Source organism: Microcoleus sp. OTE_8_concoct_300, from assembly GCF_031383065.1.
Taxonomy (GTDB): Bacteria; Cyanobacteriota; Cyanobacteriia; order Cyanobacteriales; family Microcoleaceae; genus Microcoleus.
This window is the reverse complement of the sequence record NZ_JANMZH010000197.1, coordinates 1-17731: the sequence shown is the minus strand read 5'-3', so window position 1 is coordinate 17731 and position 17731 is coordinate 1. Positions and strand designations below refer to the sequence as shown.

Sequence of the window (17731 nt, the reverse complement as noted above, 5' to 3'; positions counted from 1 at the left end):
GAATTCGAGTCGAGCAATTTAGACGAAAGAGGATTTATTTCTCTGATAAACATCATATGAAACTGTAATTAACTCATAATTTTGCCTGGAATATCATTATACTATGTATTTGTGTAATTAATTCTGTCTGACTACTTATTGTGCAGCCAGCGCAGCAGATGACCGGCATCGTCGGAAAAGGCACTCATCTTGCCTGCAGATACATTCAGCAAATGACTGGTGTCATGGGTGCTGTATGCAACTCCAGGGCCAATCTCGTGACTGCGATCGATCAGCTCGATCACCAGGGGTCGGTTGGCTGTTTTCAACAGGTGAACCGCTACGAGACAACCACTAAAGCCAGCACCGACGATCGCGATCGTTGTTATAGGATCGGAAGTCAGCATTTTAGGAACCCTATCAGCATCAAATAGAATAAGCTATAGCAATCCTTGCAGGAGTCGTAAAATTTTTACCCCACCCCAATCCTCCCCGATGCCTTGGGGAGGGAGTAAGAAATTCACAAATGATTTAGGATTGCTATATTCTGCATTTGAATTGTATGTCAAAAAAAAATTAAAGTCTTGTGGGGTGGGCGTCCCGCCCGCCCTGAATATACAATTTAAATGCGCGACAGCTTAGGAAGGTATTTATTTTTAAGACCTCGGAGCTATGAAAAGATATCGCTGCCTCTGTCTCCAACACTTACCCACAAGCGGGGATTTTTAATTACCTGGTTTCCAAACTACTTCTTCAACTTTGAGCTGCTTGGGAATTAAACCAAGTTCAAAAAAAGTATCGGCAATTTCCTGTTGCTCGGCAACCATATCAGCTTGGATCGGTTCAAATCCATAACTCCGCCGTCGAGTGACTACATCTAAGATAGAAACATCAACATTAGACCTCTTGCAAAAATCTTTTTCCTCAATTGATGGGACGGGCTCTTCGGCCCATCCCACAAGAGTTATTTTTTCTTGTGGGATGGGCATCTTGCCCGTCCGATTTATTTTTGCAAGAGGTCTAATGGTGATTTTCGCAGTTGGAACGCCGGTGATAGTTGAGCATTAATTATTCGGAGGTTGGGGTGCATCAAAAAACATCAGAACAGGCAAGATGCCTGTTCCACAAAAATTAAATTTTCTTGTGGGGTGGGCATCCTGCCCGCCCATGACAGACTGATTGATAATGGTGATTTTCGGTGAGTTAGAACTTACACCTTAAACCTCTGTCAGCAACAGGCAAGATGCCTGTTCCACAAAAAGTTAAATAGATTGCTGGTATTTTTCCAACAATTCCGGGATGTAATCGTAGCCGTCAACACCGATCGCCGGAATGATATTCGCTCGACTTTTCGCCAAAGATTCTTTAAAAGCTTCCGCCCCCATTTGACCCCGCAAAATAGTCAGCAAACCAGCCGATTGGCGCCACTCCGCCGCCCCTATTTGCTCCAAAGTATACATCCCCAAACTGCCAGCGAATATCGCTTGTTCTAGTGCGTTGATTCTGTAATAAGCTTGAGCCAAATAAGCCAAATTCAGACCTTGCAAATATAAGTCGCCCGAAAATTGGGCAGCTTGCCAACCTTTTATCAAATATTCGATCGCAGCTTCAGCATTTTCCAGGGCAATTTTAGCGATACCGAGACTGCTGGAACAAAAAGCTTGACTTTGGCGATCGCCCAATCTTTCCGATAGCAACAAACCTTGTTCCAAATAACCGATCGCACTCTCATAAACCTCCGGTTCCACCTCCTCCAACTGCCGCGCTTGAAACACTTCGCTGTAACCCAAATTAGCCAGGGCATTTGCCTCGCCTTGTCGCTGTCCCGTTTGTCGTGCCATAATTAAAGCCCGCTGGCTGTAATTAATCGCTTCCTGATAATTTTTTTGAGCAACATAGTTGCGGCTGATGTGATTGAGATTGGCAACTTCGCAAGCTTTGTCTCCTTCCATGCGGGCAATTTCCAGCGCTTGCTTGTGCAGCAAGAGCGATCGCTCGTAGGCCCCAGCCGCCTGCATCGAATAACCCAAAAGCGTCAGAATCCGAGCTTTCGCTTGAGTGCCTTCAACTCGCCGCAGCGGTTCATCTAAATAATCCAAAGTATGACGCAGAGCTTTACCATCAAAGGAAGCAAAAATCCCGCCGTAAAGCGGAAAATATTCCCGCTGAGAAAAAGCGCGCAAAATTTGCAAAGTTACTTGAAAACAAGCATTTGCCAACTGTTCCCCGCTCTTGGTAGAATTATTAAACCCACTAGCTAGCTGACTCCAAATTACAGCAAAAGTAATGTAAGTAGAAATTGAAGCTTTTGTGGACACTTGGGAATCATAAACTTGCTTGTCAAACCATATCGCCAACGCCCGCTGCAAGCACTGCAAGATAATCGCTAATTCCACCAATCCGCCTAACTCTAAATTCGATTGCTTGGCTGCGAATTGAACTACCGATTCGCCGAGGGCAATCGTATTCAAGAGAGCCTGGGGAAAGGGACTGTTAACTTTTTTTGCCCAAAAAGCCCAAGGCCCATTTAGTTCTGGACTACCGGAAAATCCTAGCTGCTGCGGCTGATAAATCCAGCCCACGAGTTCTGGTTCCAACCGCTGCCAAGATTCTAAACCTTTGGCAATACCAGCGGTGATTTGCTGCAAATCTCGCTCGGTTTCGGGATTGGCAGTTTGCAGGATTTGTTGGTGTAGGGATTTTGCCAATTGCTGCAATTGAGCCAGAGTCAGGGGATGTTCTTTATTCGGATCGATTACTTGCAATAATGCCAGGAGACGGCTGTTAGATTCGGCGGTAAGGATTTGTTGGATTGAGGAGGCAATTTCGCGATCGACGCGGTTATCTTTCTGCCAGCGTTCCCATTCTCCTTGGATGGTTTTGAGAGCTCTGAGGGTACGATTTGCCTTTGCTTGTTTAATTTCGTCTTTTTCATTTCTGAGTTGATTTTCGGCGGCATCAAGGCGTTCGCCGAAACAGCGTTCAAAGATTTCGCCGGTACCGGTGCTAATGTCTTGCACCAGCATTTGATAGACTTGTTCTTTAGAGCGAATTTGACCTTTGAGGGTGATTTCGACAATTTTGTCGATTAGGGCTAAGTAGCGATCGCGCAGTGAGGTAGATTCTGGCATAAGTTATATTTAGTTAATAAATATTTATGGACAGCGCTTGCAGCTTGCACCATTTCATGCTGCTACTTAATTTTACAGCTCATCTGGATTAATGCCCATTTCTCTGAGGCGATCGGCCAATCGATTTGCTCGCTGACTTTCTAATTCGGCTCGCTGACTTTCTAATTCAGCTCGCTGACTTTCTAATTCAGCTCGCTGTCTTTGAAACTCCTCTGGAGTCAGAACCCAATCGCCACTGACATCGTACCAACGCAGCCACAACCTAGAACAACCTTGATAACAACCTTCCCACAAACCTATACCTAATTCTAATTCCGGTATCCAGAAGCGCGACTCGGTTAAAACTTGTTCGCGGTAAAGATTGCCAATCAAGCGAAATACTCTCAGTTGATTGTTGTACCGACTAAAAACAAAGTAGTAAGGAATCTGCAAAATCTGTTCGTAAACTCGCCACTTAGTAGGGGGTTTATTTCGTGCTTCTTCTGTAATTCCTAAATCCTCATCTTCCGTTCCCGGTGACAGAAGTTCTACTACTACCAGAGGACTGACATTTTCTTGCCACATCACGTAGCTGAGGCGCAATTCGTCACCTCCATAGAATCTCGGAACCCCCAAGACGACAAACCAATCAGGTCTTTTGTACCAATTGAAATGGTGAGAATCGTAGTAGAGATTGATGTCTGTCCCTATAAATATTTGTTCGGGTGGATGATTTGGGGGGCGGCAGGTTAGACGCAGCAGTTCGGGTTGAAACTCGTGGAATTCGTCAGGCAAACCGGGTTCCTCCGGGTCTTCACTGGGTAAATCATACATCGTAGGGAGGACTTTTGTTTGGGAAGGCTGCGAATCCGGTACGTACATCGTCATAAGATTACCCAGGCGAGACGGCTTGAGGAGATTGAGGCGGCACGGCAGTTGTAATATTATAGCGCGAGTTGATTTCGTTCGGCAGAAAGTCAGTATCTTTTGCACCGGGAATTTTATCAAGATAGCAATCTTTTACTGCTAACAGAAAATCTTTGATGGCTTCTGGTGGATTTTGGGAGTCTGCTACCTGCAAAAATTCTTGCCATTTACTCTCATTTTTGCCGTTAATATCTAGCAAATGCAACGCAGCTAAATACTCGGCTACCGGATCTAAAGCAAAGTGGATTTGGTCGTGGGCTACACCTTTTGTTTGGATGATTCTGAGTTTGTCTTCTAAATACTTGAGCCTCGATTCTGCATTCTCTTCACCCAAAGCATATATCACATTTTGACGGTTAGCCGCTGCGGGTCGATAGGTTGGCTTCAGGCATTCCCAAGCTAGGATTTTAGCATTTTTGTGGACGGTGGAATCGCTCAATTTATTCTCTGTTACGCTACGATTGAGTTGGTTTAAGTAGTGCAGCATTAACTCGGAAATATTATCCGGTAAATTGCCGTCGGTTGTGCCTTCTTTCTTGGCAATGATTTGGTCGGCATAGAGTTTTGCTAGCAAAACTGTGATGTTTCTATACTCGGCTATTCTTGATAGTTGGGCACAAGCATCTAAAAATTCTGTGCCGCTGAATAAGTGGCGCTTTTTTCGTTGGCTGAGATAGCTTTCCATGAACGATGACAGTACATTCCCGGCAATGCGGAGGGGTTTGATTGCAGTCTTGGTGACTCCACCTAAACGTTCTTCCAGCCGCGAAGTTACGAGCAAAGCATTAACCGGAAAATCTGGCATTTCCGGTCTAATTGCTGTTTGTGTCTGTTCGCTCATTTCTGAGAAGTGATCGACGATGACTAGGATACGCCGCTGTTTGAGCAACTGTTCTAATAATTCTTCAGAAATCGGCTCAGCAGTGTCGGTTAAATCTTGCAATTGACCGCGAATTGCTTCGAGGAATGGCTGTTTGCCTTCTGCTACTTTCATGTTTAGTTCTGATTCGATGAGAACTGGCAGCATTCGACGATCGCAAATCCGTTCTTCAGGATTATCGGACATCGCCCATTTGCCAATCAGACAAGCTAAACTGGTTTTTCCGGCTCCCCCTTCTTCCCAAATCAACAAACAGCCGCGCTTTTGAGCAAATGTGGGCTGCAAATCTTTGCCTTTGAGGGTGGCAATTGTGTTGTTGTCGAGGATGACGGGGACGGGGACGAGAACTTGGCGATCGCGCACTGTTTCCCGCTTCTGAAATTCGTCTCGCGTGGCTTGGACGTGTGCTGCCACCCAAGCATCGAGAACTCTGGGATGGTATTTGAAAAATATCAAGTTGCCGAGGGATACATCCGTGCCGAGAACTGGTATTTTGAAGCCGATCGGTTTTAATGTTTCGTAAATTTTTAGCAGCCACAATGGGCGGATGGCAAAGGTTCCGAAGAGTAAAAATAAGTAAATTCCCGTTCCCCAGATGTAGGGATTTTGGATGATGGATTTTACGAATAGGCGCTCTTTTTGTTCGGCTTTGAGAACATTGATGTATACGCGGAGATTTGCGATCGTTTGTTCTGAGAAATCAGCTTTAGGTTCTGCCAAAGTTTTCAAGGCTGATTCTAAGTTGGATACAGCCTGATTTAACTCCTGCGAAGTTAGCGTCTTTGCCTTTTGTTGAAGGCTAAAACCGATTCTCTCCAAAGTAGAGGCTGCACGACCACGCACATTTGCCTCAGAGTCTTTAAGCAGGGGAAGTAGCTGCGGCACAGCAGTTTTAGCTTCTGCACCGATTTTCTCCAAAGCAGAGGCTGCATCGCTACACACCTTTGCATTTGAGTCTTGAAGCAGGGGAACTAGCTGTGGCAGTGCAGTTTTAGCTTCTGCACCCATTTTCCCCAAAGCAGAGGCTGCACTGCTACGCACATTTGCATTTGAGTCTTGAAGCAGGGGAACTAGCTGTGGCAGTGCAGTTTTAGCTTCTGCACCCATTCTCCCCAAAGCAAAGGCTGCACTGTCGCGTACATTTGCATCTGAGTCTTTAAGCAGGGGAACTAGCTGTGGCAGTGCAGTTTTAGCTTCTGCACCGATTCTTCCCAAAGCAGAGGCTGCACTACTACGCACATTTGCATTTGAGTCTTTAAGCAGGGGAACTAGCTGTGGCACAGCAGTTTTAGCTTCTGCACCGATTCTTTCCAAAGCAGAGGCTGCACTACTACGCACATTTGCATCTGAGTCTTTAAGCAGGCGAACTACCTGGGGCACAGCAGTTTTAGCTTTTGCACCGATTTTCTCCAAAGCATAGGCTGCATTGCTACGCACCTTTGCATCTGAGTCTTTAAGCAGGGGAACTAGGTGTGGCACAGCAGTTTTAGCTTCTGCACCCATTTTCCCCAAAGCATAGGCTGCATCCCTACGCACATTTGCATCTGAGTTTTTCAAGGCTTTAGCAAGGGCAGGAATAGCAGGGGGGCCCATTCGTCTCAGAACGTAGGCAGCACTCCGGCGGACTTGCAAAGTCTGATCCTGCAAAGCTTTTATCAAAGCCGGAATGGCTGGTTTACCTATTTTTCGTAACTTCTCAATAGCTGCATCAAGTTCCCTTTCATCGTTACTCTTTAACTTCTTGATTAAGGAGGTAATCTCTTGAGAACTAGCTGTGGGCGCGCTGAGGTTTTCAGCCCGAGCATTGCGAGTCAACAGCAAAGGCGATGTGAAAGATAGAAACGAGAGGGCAATTACGGCAACTAATCTTTGTCGGTAGTGCTTTGTCATGAGCCAGAATCCTGATATTTGATGAGCCGTCTCAGCCATTTGAATAATTGTATCTACATTCTAATCAAATTGGTTCCCGAGTCCGGGCGCTCTAAATTGGTGCTTGTCTGTGGTGAAATCGATCGCCCTAAATACTGCTTAAAAGGGGGGACTTTAAGAAGATTCTAGTTCTTCCCTTAAAAAACCATTCTTTACGTGTAACTCTTGCTGGGAATTTCAATCTATGAATCCGGCATTTCATTCTGCTGGTGAATAGCAAAGAAACGGCGCTCAATTTCTTTAATAACTGCTGCATCATAATAAATCATGCCACACTCAAGACAAATCTCTACAGGCGTGTTAGGAACTAGCAAGTATTTACCTTGATGACCGTAATGGCAATTGATTTTACGTTCCTCATAGCGGTTGCTACCGCAGGTATTGCATCGGATTTCTCGCATGGGTCTATCCTCATTATCCCGGATTTCGGATTCTCAATCGACCTAATTCCGCAGTGATAATAGCACCTGACTGGAGTTCTTGTCCGTGAAGTGCGATCGCCTGCAAGCAAACTTCTGCTTGCTGTCTCGCCGCTAGATTAACTAAACGGATAATCCCGCAGTGAGGTACGCCTCGGACTATTGCAAGTTCGCCAAAATCTTTGTCTAATGTTACTAGAATACGACCCTCATTATATGCATGAGAAAGAATCTCTTCGTCGCCCGGATCTTCAGGCCAATCTCCCGTCCATATTGCATCATGTCCAGCGATTTCGAGTTGTTGGCGGGAGCCGCCCCAAACACAAGTATCCAAAAGAATTTTCATTGGCCAGCTTCCGCCAAGAGAGGTTCGATACGCTCGTGACTAACCAGTCGGTGAGCATAAACTAGACAAGCCTGAATATCTTCTCTTTCTAGCCAGGGATAGCCTTCTAGAATCGTTTCAGGAGTGTCGCCTGCGGCTAACATTCCTAGAATATGCTCAACTGCAAGACGGCGACCCCGAATAATCGGTTTTCCGTTAAATATCTTGGGATTTACTGTGATTCGTTCTAAGAGTTTTTGAGCATCCATAATTTGAGGCATAATTAGATATCTTATATTCTATCATTTCTTTATGATTTCCGAACCCCTTACCCTCTCAACCAGCAATCCTGTTTTAGCAGCCAAAGGATTAACTCGCCGCTTTGGCGGTTTAATTGCTGTAAACGATGTATCTTTTACAGTTCAAAAACACGAAATTTTTGGATTGATCGGCCCTAACGGCGCGGGCAAGACCACTCTATTTAATGTTATGACTGGACTGATACCTGCCTCTAGTGGCAATCTGATTTATCAAAACGAAAATATTTCTAAACTGCGACCTTATCAAATTGCTAATAAAGGTATTGCCCGAACATTTCAAAATATTCGGTTGTTTGGGGAACTTTCTGCTGTGGAAAATGTGGCGATCGCCCGACACATCCACAGTCGATCGGGCAATCCAGCTTTATCGCTGCTGGCGGGGATTTTCGGCTTGCGGGCCTCTAACGCAATGGAACGCAAAACCCAGCGGAAAGCCTTAGAATTGTTGGATTTAGTCGGATTGGGCGATCGGGCGGGCGAACAAGCGAAAAACTTGCCCTACGGCGACCAGAGGCGCTTAGAAATTGCCCGCGCTTTAGCCCTAGAACCGCAAATATTGCTGTTAGATGAACCAGCGGCGGGGATGAATCCCAATGAAAAGCACAAATTAAGCGAATTTATCCGCGAAGTGCGCCAACAATTCAATTTAACTGTAATATTGATCGAGCATAATGTACCGCTCGTTATGGGATTGTGCGATCGAATTGCTGTATTGCATTTCGGTCAGCTTATTGCCTTGGGCGAGCCGGCTATTGTGAGGAAGGATCCGGCTGTGATTGAAGCTTATTTGGGAGATGAAAATTAGAAATTTTAACTTCCAGTATCTAGAGGGTCTGCTTCGTTGGGTAACAGGAAAAATTGAGGCAGAGCCTCTCGATATGCGTTCCCAGGCAATCGAGGCAGAGCCTCTCGATATGCGTTCCCAGGCAGAGCCCGGGAACGAGTAAACTCACATCTTGCACCATTCTCACGCATTCTGTAGGGGCGGGTTTCACCAACAATAATTGCCTAAGACCAATAATTTCATAAACCTGCCCCCACCCAACGGTAAATCGGAATCTACCTCAAAGTCACACAAAATGCACGACACCCCGCCAGAAAAAACCCAAAACATTCTCTTAGAACTCAAAAACCTTTCTGTAAATTATGGTGGCATTCAAGCCCTACAAAATATTAATCTCACGATAAATGCGGGCGAGGTTGTCAGTCTCATCGGCGCCAACGGTGCGGGTAAAAGTACCACCTTGAGAGCTATTTCTAAAATAGTTAATTTGCGACAAGGACAAATTATTTATAACGGGCGCGACATTACCCGCCGCCTCCCTCACGAAGTTGTGAAATTGGGAATCGCCCACAGTCCCGAAGGGCGGCGGGTTTTGGCGCAGCAAACGGTGTTGACTAACTTAGAATTAGGGGCCTATATTCGATCGGACTCGGTGGCCGTAAAAGCTGATTTAGAGCGCCAATTTGAGATATTTCCGCGCTTAGCAGAAAGGCGCCGCCAGCTAGCAGGAACCCTCAGCGGTGGGGAACAGCAAATGCTGGCGATCGCCCGTGCTCTGATGTCGCGCCCGAAACTGTTATTATTAGACGAACCTAGTTTAGGCTTAGCACCCGCGATCGTCAAAGAAATTTTTGCCATCATTCAAAACTTGCGATCCACGGGCGTTACAATCCTTTTAGTGGAACAAAACGCCAGTTTAGCACTGCAAATTGCCGATCGGGGTTACGTGCTAGAAGCTGGTAACATTACTCTCACAGGCCTGGCATCAGATTTGCTAAACGACGATCGAGTTAGGAGGGCATACTTAGGGTGACTTGGTTAATTTTAGGAATCTTGACCGCTTTCTTTGAAGCCGTCAAAGACGTTTTGGGCAAACAAAACCTCCAAAAAAGTGACGAATATGTTGTCGCTTGGTCTTTCTCATTTTTTTCAGTCATCTTTTTGATTCCCTGGGTACTTTATACAGGAATTCCGGCATTAAACTCTCAATTTTGGCTTGCCCTATTAATCGGAGGTAGCATCAACGCTGTCACAGCCATTCTCTACATGAAAGCCATCAAATTATCAGATTTATCCCTGACACTACCCCTGGTAGCTTTGACACCATTATTCATGTTGGTAACTTCACCGTTAATGGTCGGTGAATATCCCCAATTATTTGATTATATTGGCATTTTACTAATCGTAGCAGGCTCTTATTTATTAAATATCAAAGAGAAATCTAAAGGATATTTAGCTCCATTCAAAGCACTGCTGCATGAACCCGGACCAAAATTGATGTTAATCGTCGCATTTCTATGGAGTATTGCCTCAAATTGTGACAAAATAGGAGTGACAAATTCCTACCCTATTTTTTGGGTATTCTCTTTGTTTGGTACAATGAGTGTTTTGCTACTGCCAGTTTTATTTCACAAAACCCCAAATCCAGGGCGACAAATTCTCAAACAATTACCAATGCTAGCTGCTATGGGGTTTATCAATGCTCTTGGAGTGATTTGTCAAATGCAAGCTTTGACATTAACTTTGGTAGTGCGAGTGACCGCCCTTAAGCGTACTAGCGTGTTAATGGGTGTATTGTTCGGTCATTTCATTTTTAAGGAAAAAGATATTCAAGAAAGATTATTAGGGGCCGGAATCATGATTTTGGGAGTTTTATTTATCAGTTTATAAGTTGAGATTTCCGGGACTTTGACGCTCATTCTCCCCCCGAATGTAGGGGTGGTGCCCCCGTGCCCGCCCTCTCTCGGTTGGGCGGGAATGTCCGGGTGGGGAAACACGCCCTAGCCTCTATTTATGTATAAGTCATGTTATAGTAAAGGCGATCGCACTTTCTCTCACTATTTATTAACATAAAAAAAATTAATGCACAAAATAGCCGCCACACCGGGAGGTTGGAACCCTCAAGCAGAAGGAGTAATTTTTATTCAGCAAACCCCCGCACCTATAGTATTTATTAGTGCTGCTGACACCGACATTCAAACACTCGCAGTTGCAGCATCGAAAATGCCTGCAGAATTCCCCAAACTGCGCGCAGTAAACCTGCTTCAGTTGCAGCAACAACTAACAATTGATACTTATGCCGAGGAAGTTTTAGAACGTGCAGAGGTCATAATCTTAAGACTGTTAGGAGGGCGTTCTTATTGGTCTTACGGGTTAGAAATTCTGCGGGAAACTGTGCAGAAAACTAAGGCCTCACTGATTGTAATGCCGGGAGAAGACAGTCCCGATCCAGATTTAATCAGCCATTCAAATGTATCGCTATCAGCCGTCAATCAACTGTGGCGCTACTTTACAGAAGGCGGAGTCCAAAACTTTGTTAACGCACTCAAATTTGCCGCCGATACTTGCCTGAAAACTGCTTACAATCCACCGCTACCTCAAACAGTTTCCCGCGTCGGAATTTATGATTGGATCGGGCGCGGGGAGGAGTGTTTTGAAACTTTTCAATCAGATTCAGATCCCCCTAAATCCCCCTTAATAAGGGGGACTTTGACCACTTCTTGCTCCCCCCTTATTAAGGGGGGCTGGGGGGGATCTCCGGGTTTACAAACTATAGCTAAAGTCGGAATTTTATTTTATCGCGCTCATTATTTATCAGGAAACTTAGCCCCAATTGATGCACTTTGTCAAGCTCTAGCAGAGCGAAACTTAGTACCAGTTCCCGTCTTTGTGTCTTCTCTGCGGGAACCAGATTTGCAAATAGAATTGCTGGAATATTTCCAGCCAAAAGAATCAGAACCAATTCAATTATTGCTCAACACCACAAGTTTTGCAGTCTCCGGTTTCAGCAGTCAAGAACCGGAACAAAACAGCTTAAAATCCTTAGACGTTCCCGTATTGCAAGCAATCTTCAGTGGTGGCGGTTTGGAACAGTGGGAAACGGAACTTCAGGGACTTTCGCCGCGGGATGTGGCGATGAATGTAGCATTGCCGGAAGTAGACGGAAAAATCATTACTAGGGCTGTTTCTTTTAAAGCGGTACAGACTTGGAACAGCGAATTAGAAACAGATGTAGTAGGCTATGTAGCAGCGGGCGATCGCATTCAATTTGTAGCAGATTTAACCGCGAAGTGGGTGAAGATGAAACAAACCCCAACCGCCAACAGACGCATCGCCATAATTCTGGCAAATTACCCCACTCGCAACGCCCGCTTAGCCAACGGCGTCGGCTTAGATACGCCCGCTAGCTGTGTCGAAATCCTCAAAGCTATGCAGCAAGCTGGCTATCAAATTGAAAACATCCCCGCTAGCGGCAACGAGTTAATTGAACTCCTGACTTCTGGCGTGACAAATGACCCGGAAGGACGCGAATTGCGGCCTGTTCATCAATCTTTGGATTTGGCAGAATATGAAGAATATTTTGCTAGTTTGCCGCAGCAAGTGCAAGATGGGATTTGTAAAAGATGGGGGTTGGCGGAAGGTCATACACAACCTAGGGAAACGGCAATGCCATCTCCCTACGTCCAGGGGAAGGAAACGGCAATGCCGTGTCCCTACTTTCCGATTCCGGGGATTCAGTTTGGGAATGTGTTTGTGGGAATTCAACCATCGCGGGGATATGAAATTGACCCTAGTTTGAACTATCATGCCCCAGACTTAGAACCAACTCACAATTATCTAGCTTACTATTATTGGCTACGAGAAAAGTGGGGAATTGACGCTATAATTCATGCCGGAAAACACGGCAATTTAGAATGGCTTCCCGGTAAAAGTATAGCATTGTCTAACAAATGTTATCCAGAAGTAGCATTAGGCGCGATGCCGAATTTTTATCCCTTCATTGTCAACGATCCGGGGGAAGGTTCCCAAGCAAAAAGACGATCGCAAGCTGTGATTATCGACCACCTGACACCGCCGATGACTCGCGCCGAACTCTACGGGCCTTTGCAGCAGTTGGAAACCTTAATTGATGAGTATTGCGAAGCCCAAAGTTTAGATCCGTCCCGATTGCCCATGATTCGCGATCGCATTCTCGCCCTCACCAACAAAGAAAATTTAGATAAAGACTTAGGAATACAACTAAATAAATCGGAATTTACAGAATTTATCACCCGCACAGACGGCTATCTTTGCGAACTCAAAGAATCCCAAATCCGCGACGGATTGCACATTTTCGGGCAGTGTCCCGAAGGTAGACAGTTGAGAGATTTGATAATTGCGATCGCCCGCCATCCCACCAACGGGCGATCGGGCATAACCCGCGCCCTAGCAGAAGACTCAGGCTACGATTTCGACCCCTTAACCTGCGATCCAACCTCGATAATTCAGCACCGCACAGCAGGCGATTTAACAGCAGAACTCGAAGAAAAAGCCGCTGAATTAGTAGATAACTTAATCGAAAATATCCGCGTTAATCCGCGTTCATCTGCGGTTAAAAATATCCAAACAGGAGAAGCAACTAAACAAGAATTAGACTGGATAAATAACTATCTTTTACCTTCACTCCTCCAAACAAACCAAGAAATTACCAACCTTTTGCGCGGACTAGATGGGCGGCACATACCAAGCGGCGCATCCGGCGCGCCCACTCGCGGCAGACCAGATGTATTGCCCACCGGCCGCAATTTTTACTCAGTAGATATCCGCGCCATTCCCACAGAAACCGCCTGGAGAGTTGGCAGAGTTGCTGCTGAAACTTTAATCGAAAGATACACCCAAGAAAACGGCGAATATCCGAAAACTTTGGGTTTGTCAGTGTGGGGAACATCCACCATGCGGACGGGGGGAGACGACATCGCCGAAGCCTTGGCGCTGATAGGAGTTCAACCAGTTTGGGATGGCCCTTCGCGCCGGGTTGTAGATTTTGAAATCTTGCCAGTTTCTGTTTTGGGGCGGCCGCGCGTTGATGTTACTTTGCGAATTTCTGGCTTTTTCCGCGATGCTTTTTTTAATTTAATTGATTTGTTTGACAGTGCGGTAAAAGCTGTGGCAGATTTAGACGAATCGCCTGAAAGCAATCCTTTAGCAGCACAAGTTCAAGCCGAGATTATGTATTGGGAATCTACAGGTTTGAGTCAGGAAGAGGCGCAAGGGCGATCGCAATTTCGAGTGTTTGGCTCAAAACCAGGTGCTTACGGCGCAGGACTTCAAGGCATAATTGAAGCTCAAAACTGGACAGACGACAGCGATTTAGCAAAAGCTTACATTAATTGGAGCAGTTACGCCTATACCTCCTCTAGTTCCTCAAATTTGCCGGGAGATGTAGCAGGAGTTAAACAGAGTGAATGGGGATGTTCTGCACCCGAAGCATTTGAACAACGCCTCGGCCAAATGCAAATAGTTCTGCAAAACCAAGACAACCGGGAACACGACATCCTCGACTCGGATGATTATTATCAATTCCAAGGGGGAATGACGGCCGCAATTCGCAATTTGCAAGGCAAAAATCCTGAAACCTATTTCGGAGACAACTCGATTCCCGAAAAGCCGAAAGTGCGACAACTGCGAGAAGAAATTGCGCGGGTTTATCGCAGCAGGGCTGTGAATCCCAAATGGATAGAAGGTGCGATGCGACACGGTTATAAAGGCGCGTTTGAAATTGCAGCAACTGTTGATTTTTTGTTTGCTTACGATGCTACGGCAAATTGTGTAGAGGATTTTATGTATGAAGGAATCGCAGAGGCTTACATTTTTGATGAGAAAGTGCAGGCATTTATTCAAGAAAACAATCCTTGGGCACTGCGAGATATGGCGGAAAGATTGCTAGAAGCTCGTCAGCGGGGGTTGTGGGAGAGTGCGAACCAGGATACATTGGATAAATTGAGGTCGATCGCCCTGCAAGCCGAAGCAGTCATCGAATCCCATACTGGTTTCTAGTCTGAACGGAGAAATGATAGAATTTAGTTAATATGGGAGGAATCCATGTTGCGCGATCTCACCATCCAAAATTATCGCTGTTTTAAAGATTTTCGTATCGACGATCTAGCTAGGGTTAATCTGATAGTCGGTCAGAACAATAGCGGTAAAACTACTTTTTTAGAAGCCATTTATTTATTAGTTAATGAAGGAAATATTCAGTTTCTACTTGAGGTGCTAAACAGCAGAGGTGAACTAACAGTCGAGCCTTCTAGACAAAGAAATGGCGAAGTCGTTTCTGGGCATCATTATCAGATTTTACATATTTTTTACGGTCATCAACTTAATAACTTCGATGGGGCTATTCATATCCGCTCTACAAAAGAGCATCCGCTCTCATTAAAAATTCAGCCTAATCCTATTGCCCAGCAACTTGCACTTCCTGGATTAGAGGATTTAGTTTTAGGTGAAGATTTATTCGGTGAGCTAGTTGTTTCATACGGACAGTATACCCAAATAAAAATTCCTATCCGTACTGATGGAACTATAGGCGATTCGCGTTACTTGCGGTTGGGCAACACATCTAAGTTAGTTTTTCCTATAGGGAGCAGCAATCAAAATTATTTTCTGACAACCACTAATATAAGCTTTGCGCGACTGTCTGTACTGTGGGATAGAATAACACTCACACCGAAAGAACAAAGTGTAGTAGAAGCATTGCAAATTCTGGAGCCGGATGTGGAACGGATTAGTTTCACCAGTCGCCAGACTTCTAATAGTGGTATTTTGCTTAAACTTCGGGGCCAGCCTCACCCAGTTCCTCTTGGCAGTATGGGAGATGGTATGGGACGAATTCTTAGTATAGCAATGGCAGCCGTATCATCAGAGAATGGGTTTTTGTGGGTTGATGAAATTGATACAGGTCTTTACTATCAAACGCAAACTGATATGTGGCGATTGATATTTGAAACAGCACAGCGATTGAACGTTCAAGTCTTTGCAACTACCCACAGTTGGGACTGCATAGCCGCATTTCAAGAAGCCTTAGAACAGTCAGAATATAGTTCTGTTGGCAAATTATTTCGCTTGAGCCGACGTGGCGAGGATATTGGTGCAGTTGAATACACTCCCGATGAATTGTCAGTTGCAGTGCGCCAAAGTATCGAGGTGCGCTGATGCCAAAAGTACGAAAACTTCCTCAACCAAACCTCAACAGTTATTGGTAGAAGGTAAGAATGACCGACAGGCAATCTGGGCTTTGTGCCAGCAATATCAACTGCCAGAAACATTTTCCGTCGAAGTACCGCAAGAAGAAAGTACACAAGGAGTTGATGCGCTGCTAAATGGCTTGCCAGAAAGATTGAAAGCAGAGAATTTACGCACGTTGGGAATTGTGGTAGATGCCGATCGCAATTTAAGTGGGCGGTGGCAATCTCTTAAAGGTAAACTGAGTTTGATCGGCGATCGAGACATCCCGCAATCTCCCCCTCCCGAAGGCTGGGTTTGTGCACCTTCAGATCCATACTTGCCTCGCGTCGGAGTTTGGTTGATGCCAAACAACCAACTTCCTGGAATGTTAGAAGATTTTGTCGCCTATCTCATCCCCCCTGGCGACACCCTGCATCCGAAAGCCGAAGCAATTTTACAGGAGCTCGAACAAGCCGGACTTAACCGCTACAATCCAATTCATCATCCCAAAGCGCTAATCCACACTTGGCTGGCATGGCAGAAAAAGCCTGCAATGCCGATGGGACAAGCAATAACAGCGCAGGTGCTCAGGTGCGATCGCCCGATCGCCTTAATTTTTAGTGAATGGTTAAAACGTCTGTTTGAGCTAATTGCTCGATCCGCCGGATAATTAGTAATATCTAGTAATATTTCGCGCTCGCTGAAAGCTTTATGATTCGCCGCTACATTGCTAGCATCAGCACCAGCATCTTAAAACGTACCTGCGCCGCAGCCGCTGTATTAGCTGTAACTTTGGGATGTTCGTCCACCAAGCCTCCCAACACCGCAGCGGCCGAAGGTTCGATCGAATCCGCTGCCGCAGCGCAATCCCCTCAGCCCATCCTCGCTCGAAACCCCAACAAACCCAGAAAATCCGTCAGCGTTCCCTCATGCCCCCAAAACGATGCCTTCACGGAGTCAGTTAACTTTGCCACCCAAGCTTCTAATTTGGCTCAATCAGCCAATTCAAAACAAGACTGGGACGAAGTAGCCGGCCTCTGGGTGCAGGCCGTCGCCTGGATGCAAGCCGTTCCCCCGGGCAGTCCCAGACGGGCTTTTGCTGAGAAAAAAGTGGTGGAGTACATGAGAAACCTCGTTTATTCCCAACAGCAAGCGGGCGCAACCCGATCGCAAGCCAGTACAGTCAGCTTTAGCAGCGATTTGCTCAACGAACAACTAGAACTTTACCTATCCTACGTTGCTGCGGTCGGGCCGCCAGATGTTTTGATTGTCGGTAGTTCCCGCGCATTGCAGGGCGTCGATCCCAAACAGCTAAAACAATCTTTGGCCCAAAAAGGCAGTCCGGGCTTAAAAGTATTTAACTTTTCAGTCAACGGCGCAACTGCACAAGTAGTTGACTTTCAACTGCGGCGGCTTTTGAAGCCGGATCATTTGCCTCAAATGATTGTCTGGGCGGATGGTGTGCGGGGATTTAACAGTGGCCGGGACGATCGCACTTTTAATTCGATCGTCGATTCTGAAGGCAGCAAACTTTTAGCCACAGGCGTTCGCCCCAAACTGCCGTCCGATGAACCCAACGTGATTCCCCAGTGTTACAGATTCCCGCAGCCCTGCCCTAACAACACTTTCGGCAGAGGATTGACCTCTGTCAAGAGACCTTTGTGGGGCGGGCAAGATGCCCACCCCACAATCAAATTCCACTCAAGTGGAACGGGCATCTTGCCCGTTGCTGACACCCACCCCACAATCAAATTCCACTCAAGTGGAACGGGCATCTTGCCCGTTGCTGACACCCACCCCACAATCAAATTCCACTCAAGTGGAACGGGCATCTTGCCCGTTGCTGACACCCACC

General features: G+C 46.0%; 14 protein-coding genes and 1 pseudogene. 7 read left to right on the top strand and 8 right to left on the bottom strand.

Going from position 1 to position 17731, the window contains the following annotated elements:
• Positions 1-131: 131 nt before the first annotated feature.
• From ACUVJL_RS09665 to ACUVJL_RS09630, 8 genes are all read right to left on the bottom strand, one after another.
• The gene (locus tag ACUVJL_RS09665; RefSeq protein WP_445245640.1) at positions 132-386 is read right to left on the bottom strand and encodes an FAD/NAD(P)-binding protein; all 255 of its coding nucleotides are present in this window, start codon (positions 384-386) and stop codon (positions 132-134) included.
• Positions 387-704: 318 nt separating this feature from the next.
• Positions 705-968, bottom strand: a complete 264-nt coding sequence (locus tag ACUVJL_RS09660) for a hypothetical protein (RefSeq protein WP_445245639.1) — start codon at positions 966-968, stop codon at positions 705-707.
• A gap of 273 nt (positions 969-1241) precedes the next feature.
• Positions 1242-3110 carry a tetratricopeptide repeat protein gene (locus ACUVJL_RS09655; protein WP_445245638.1) on the bottom strand — a complete coding sequence of 623 codons (1869 nt, stop codon included), beginning with the start codon at positions 3108-3110 and terminating at the stop codon, positions 1242-1244.
• A 72-nt stretch (positions 3111-3182) separates the two neighbouring features.
• Complete coding sequence (locus tag ACUVJL_RS09650) at positions 3183-3977, bottom strand: Uma2 family endonuclease (RefSeq protein ID WP_445245637.1); 795 nt, start codon at positions 3975-3977, stop codon at positions 3183-3185.
• A gap of 4 nt (positions 3978-3981) precedes the next feature.
• Positions 3982-6786, bottom strand: a complete 2805-nt coding sequence (locus tag ACUVJL_RS09645; RefSeq protein ID WP_445245636.1) for a HEAT repeat domain-containing protein — start codon at positions 6784-6786, stop codon at positions 3982-3984.
• A gap of 221 nt (positions 6787-7007) precedes the next feature.
• Positions 7008-7226, bottom strand: coding sequence for a type II toxin-antitoxin system MqsA family antitoxin (locus ACUVJL_RS09640; RefSeq protein ID WP_445245635.1), 219 nt, complete (start codon positions 7224-7226; stop codon positions 7008-7010).
• A 13-nt stretch (positions 7227-7239) separates the two neighbouring features.
• Complete coding sequence (locus ACUVJL_RS09635; RefSeq protein WP_445245634.1) at positions 7240-7590, bottom strand: DUF5615 family PIN-like protein; 351 nt, start codon at positions 7588-7590, stop codon at positions 7240-7242.
• Positions 7587-7850 (bottom strand): DUF433 domain-containing protein, encoded by a 264-nt coding sequence (locus ACUVJL_RS09630; RefSeq protein ID WP_445245633.1) that lies wholly within the window; start codon positions 7848-7850, stop codon positions 7587-7589. Before ACUVJL_RS09630 ends, ACUVJL_RS09635 begins: the two co-directional genes overlap by 4 nt.
• Positions 7851-7881: 31 nt before the next feature.
• Between ACUVJL_RS09630 and ACUVJL_RS09625 the strand changes: the two genes are divergently transcribed.
• The 7 genes and pseudogenes from ACUVJL_RS09625 to ACUVJL_RS09595 form a co-directional block, all read left to right on the top strand.
• Complete coding sequence (locus ACUVJL_RS09625) at positions 7882-8694, top strand: ABC transporter ATP-binding protein (protein ID WP_445245632.1); 813 nt, start codon at positions 7882-7884, stop codon at positions 8692-8694.
• 274 nt (positions 8695-8968) lie between these two features.
• Positions 8969-9706 carry an ABC transporter ATP-binding protein gene (locus tag ACUVJL_RS09620; RefSeq protein ID WP_445245631.1) on the top strand — a complete coding sequence of 246 codons (738 nt, stop codon included), beginning with the start codon at positions 8969-8971 and terminating at the stop codon, positions 9704-9706.
• Positions 9703-10563, top strand: a complete 861-nt coding sequence (locus ACUVJL_RS09615; protein WP_445245630.1) for an EamA family transporter — start codon at positions 9703-9705, stop codon at positions 10561-10563. Before ACUVJL_RS09620 ends, ACUVJL_RS09615 begins: the two co-directional genes overlap by 4 nt.
• 192 nt (positions 10564-10755) lie before the next feature.
• The gene (cobN, locus tag ACUVJL_RS09610; RefSeq protein WP_445245629.1) at positions 10756-14709 is read left to right on the top strand and encodes a cobaltochelatase subunit CobN; all 3954 of its coding nucleotides are present in this window, start codon (positions 10756-10758) and stop codon (positions 14707-14709) included.
• Positions 14710-14754: 45 nt separating this feature from the next.
• Entirely contained in the window at positions 14755-15864 is a 1110-nt protein-coding gene (locus tag ACUVJL_RS09605; RefSeq protein ID WP_445245628.1) for an AAA family ATPase, read from the top strand.
• The gene (locus ACUVJL_RS09600; protein WP_445245627.1) at positions 15821-16546 is read left to right on the top strand and encodes a DUF3226 domain-containing protein; all 726 of its coding nucleotides are present in this window, start codon (positions 15821-15823) and stop codon (positions 16544-16546) included. Before ACUVJL_RS09605 ends, ACUVJL_RS09600 begins: the two co-directional genes overlap by 44 nt.
• Before the next feature lie 41 nt (positions 16547-16587).
• A pseudogene (locus ACUVJL_RS09595) lies at positions 16588-17731 on the top strand (hypothetical protein); the annotation flags it as partial.

Excerpts from the sequence above, each read along its gene's own strand:
- ACUVJL_RS09665 (WP_445245640.1), bottom strand. The coding sequence starts at position 386 with ATGCTGACTTCCGATCCTATAACAACGATCGCGATCGTCGGTGCTGGC.
- ACUVJL_RS09660 (WP_445245639.1), bottom strand. The coding sequence starts at position 968 with ATGCCCATCCCACAAGAAAAAATAACTCTTGTGGGATGGGCCGAAGAG.
- ACUVJL_RS09655 (WP_445245638.1), bottom strand. The coding sequence starts at position 3,110 with ATGCCAGAATCTACCTCACTGCGCGATCGCTACTTAGCCCTAATCGAC.
- ACUVJL_RS09650 (WP_445245637.1), bottom strand. The coding sequence starts at position 3,977 with ATGACGATGTACGTACCGGATTCGCAGCCTTCCCAAACAAAAGTCCTC.
- ACUVJL_RS09645 (WP_445245636.1), bottom strand. The coding sequence starts at position 6,786 with ATGACAAAGCACTACCGACAAAGATTAGTTGCCGTAATTGCCCTCTCG.
- ACUVJL_RS09640 (WP_445245635.1), bottom strand. The coding sequence starts at position 7,226 with ATGCGAGAAATCCGATGCAATACCTGCGGTAGCAACCGCTATGAGGAA.
- ACUVJL_RS09635 (WP_445245634.1), bottom strand. The coding sequence starts at position 7,590 with ATGAAAATTCTTTTGGATACTTGTGTTTGGGGCGGCTCCCGCCAACAA.
- ACUVJL_RS09630 (WP_445245633.1), bottom strand. The coding sequence starts at position 7,850 with ATGCCTCAAATTATGGATGCTCAAAAACTCTTAGAACGAATCACAGTA.
- ACUVJL_RS09625 (WP_445245632.1), top strand. The coding sequence starts at position 7,882 with ATGATTTCCGAACCCCTTACCCTCTCAACCAGCAATCCTGTTTTAGCA.
- ACUVJL_RS09620 (WP_445245631.1), top strand. The coding sequence starts at position 8,969 with ATGCACGACACCCCGCCAGAAAAAACCCAAAACATTCTCTTAGAACTC.
- cobN (WP_445245629.1), top strand. The coding sequence starts at position 10,756 with ATGCACAAAATAGCCGCCACACCGGGAGGTTGGAACCCTCAAGCAGAA.
- ACUVJL_RS09605 (WP_445245628.1), top strand. The coding sequence starts at position 14,755 with ATGTTGCGCGATCTCACCATCCAAAATTATCGCTGTTTTAAAGATTTT.
- ACUVJL_RS09600 (WP_445245627.1), top strand. The coding sequence starts at position 15,821 with ATGAATTGTCAGTTGCAGTGCGCCAAAGTATCGAGGTGCGCTGATGCC.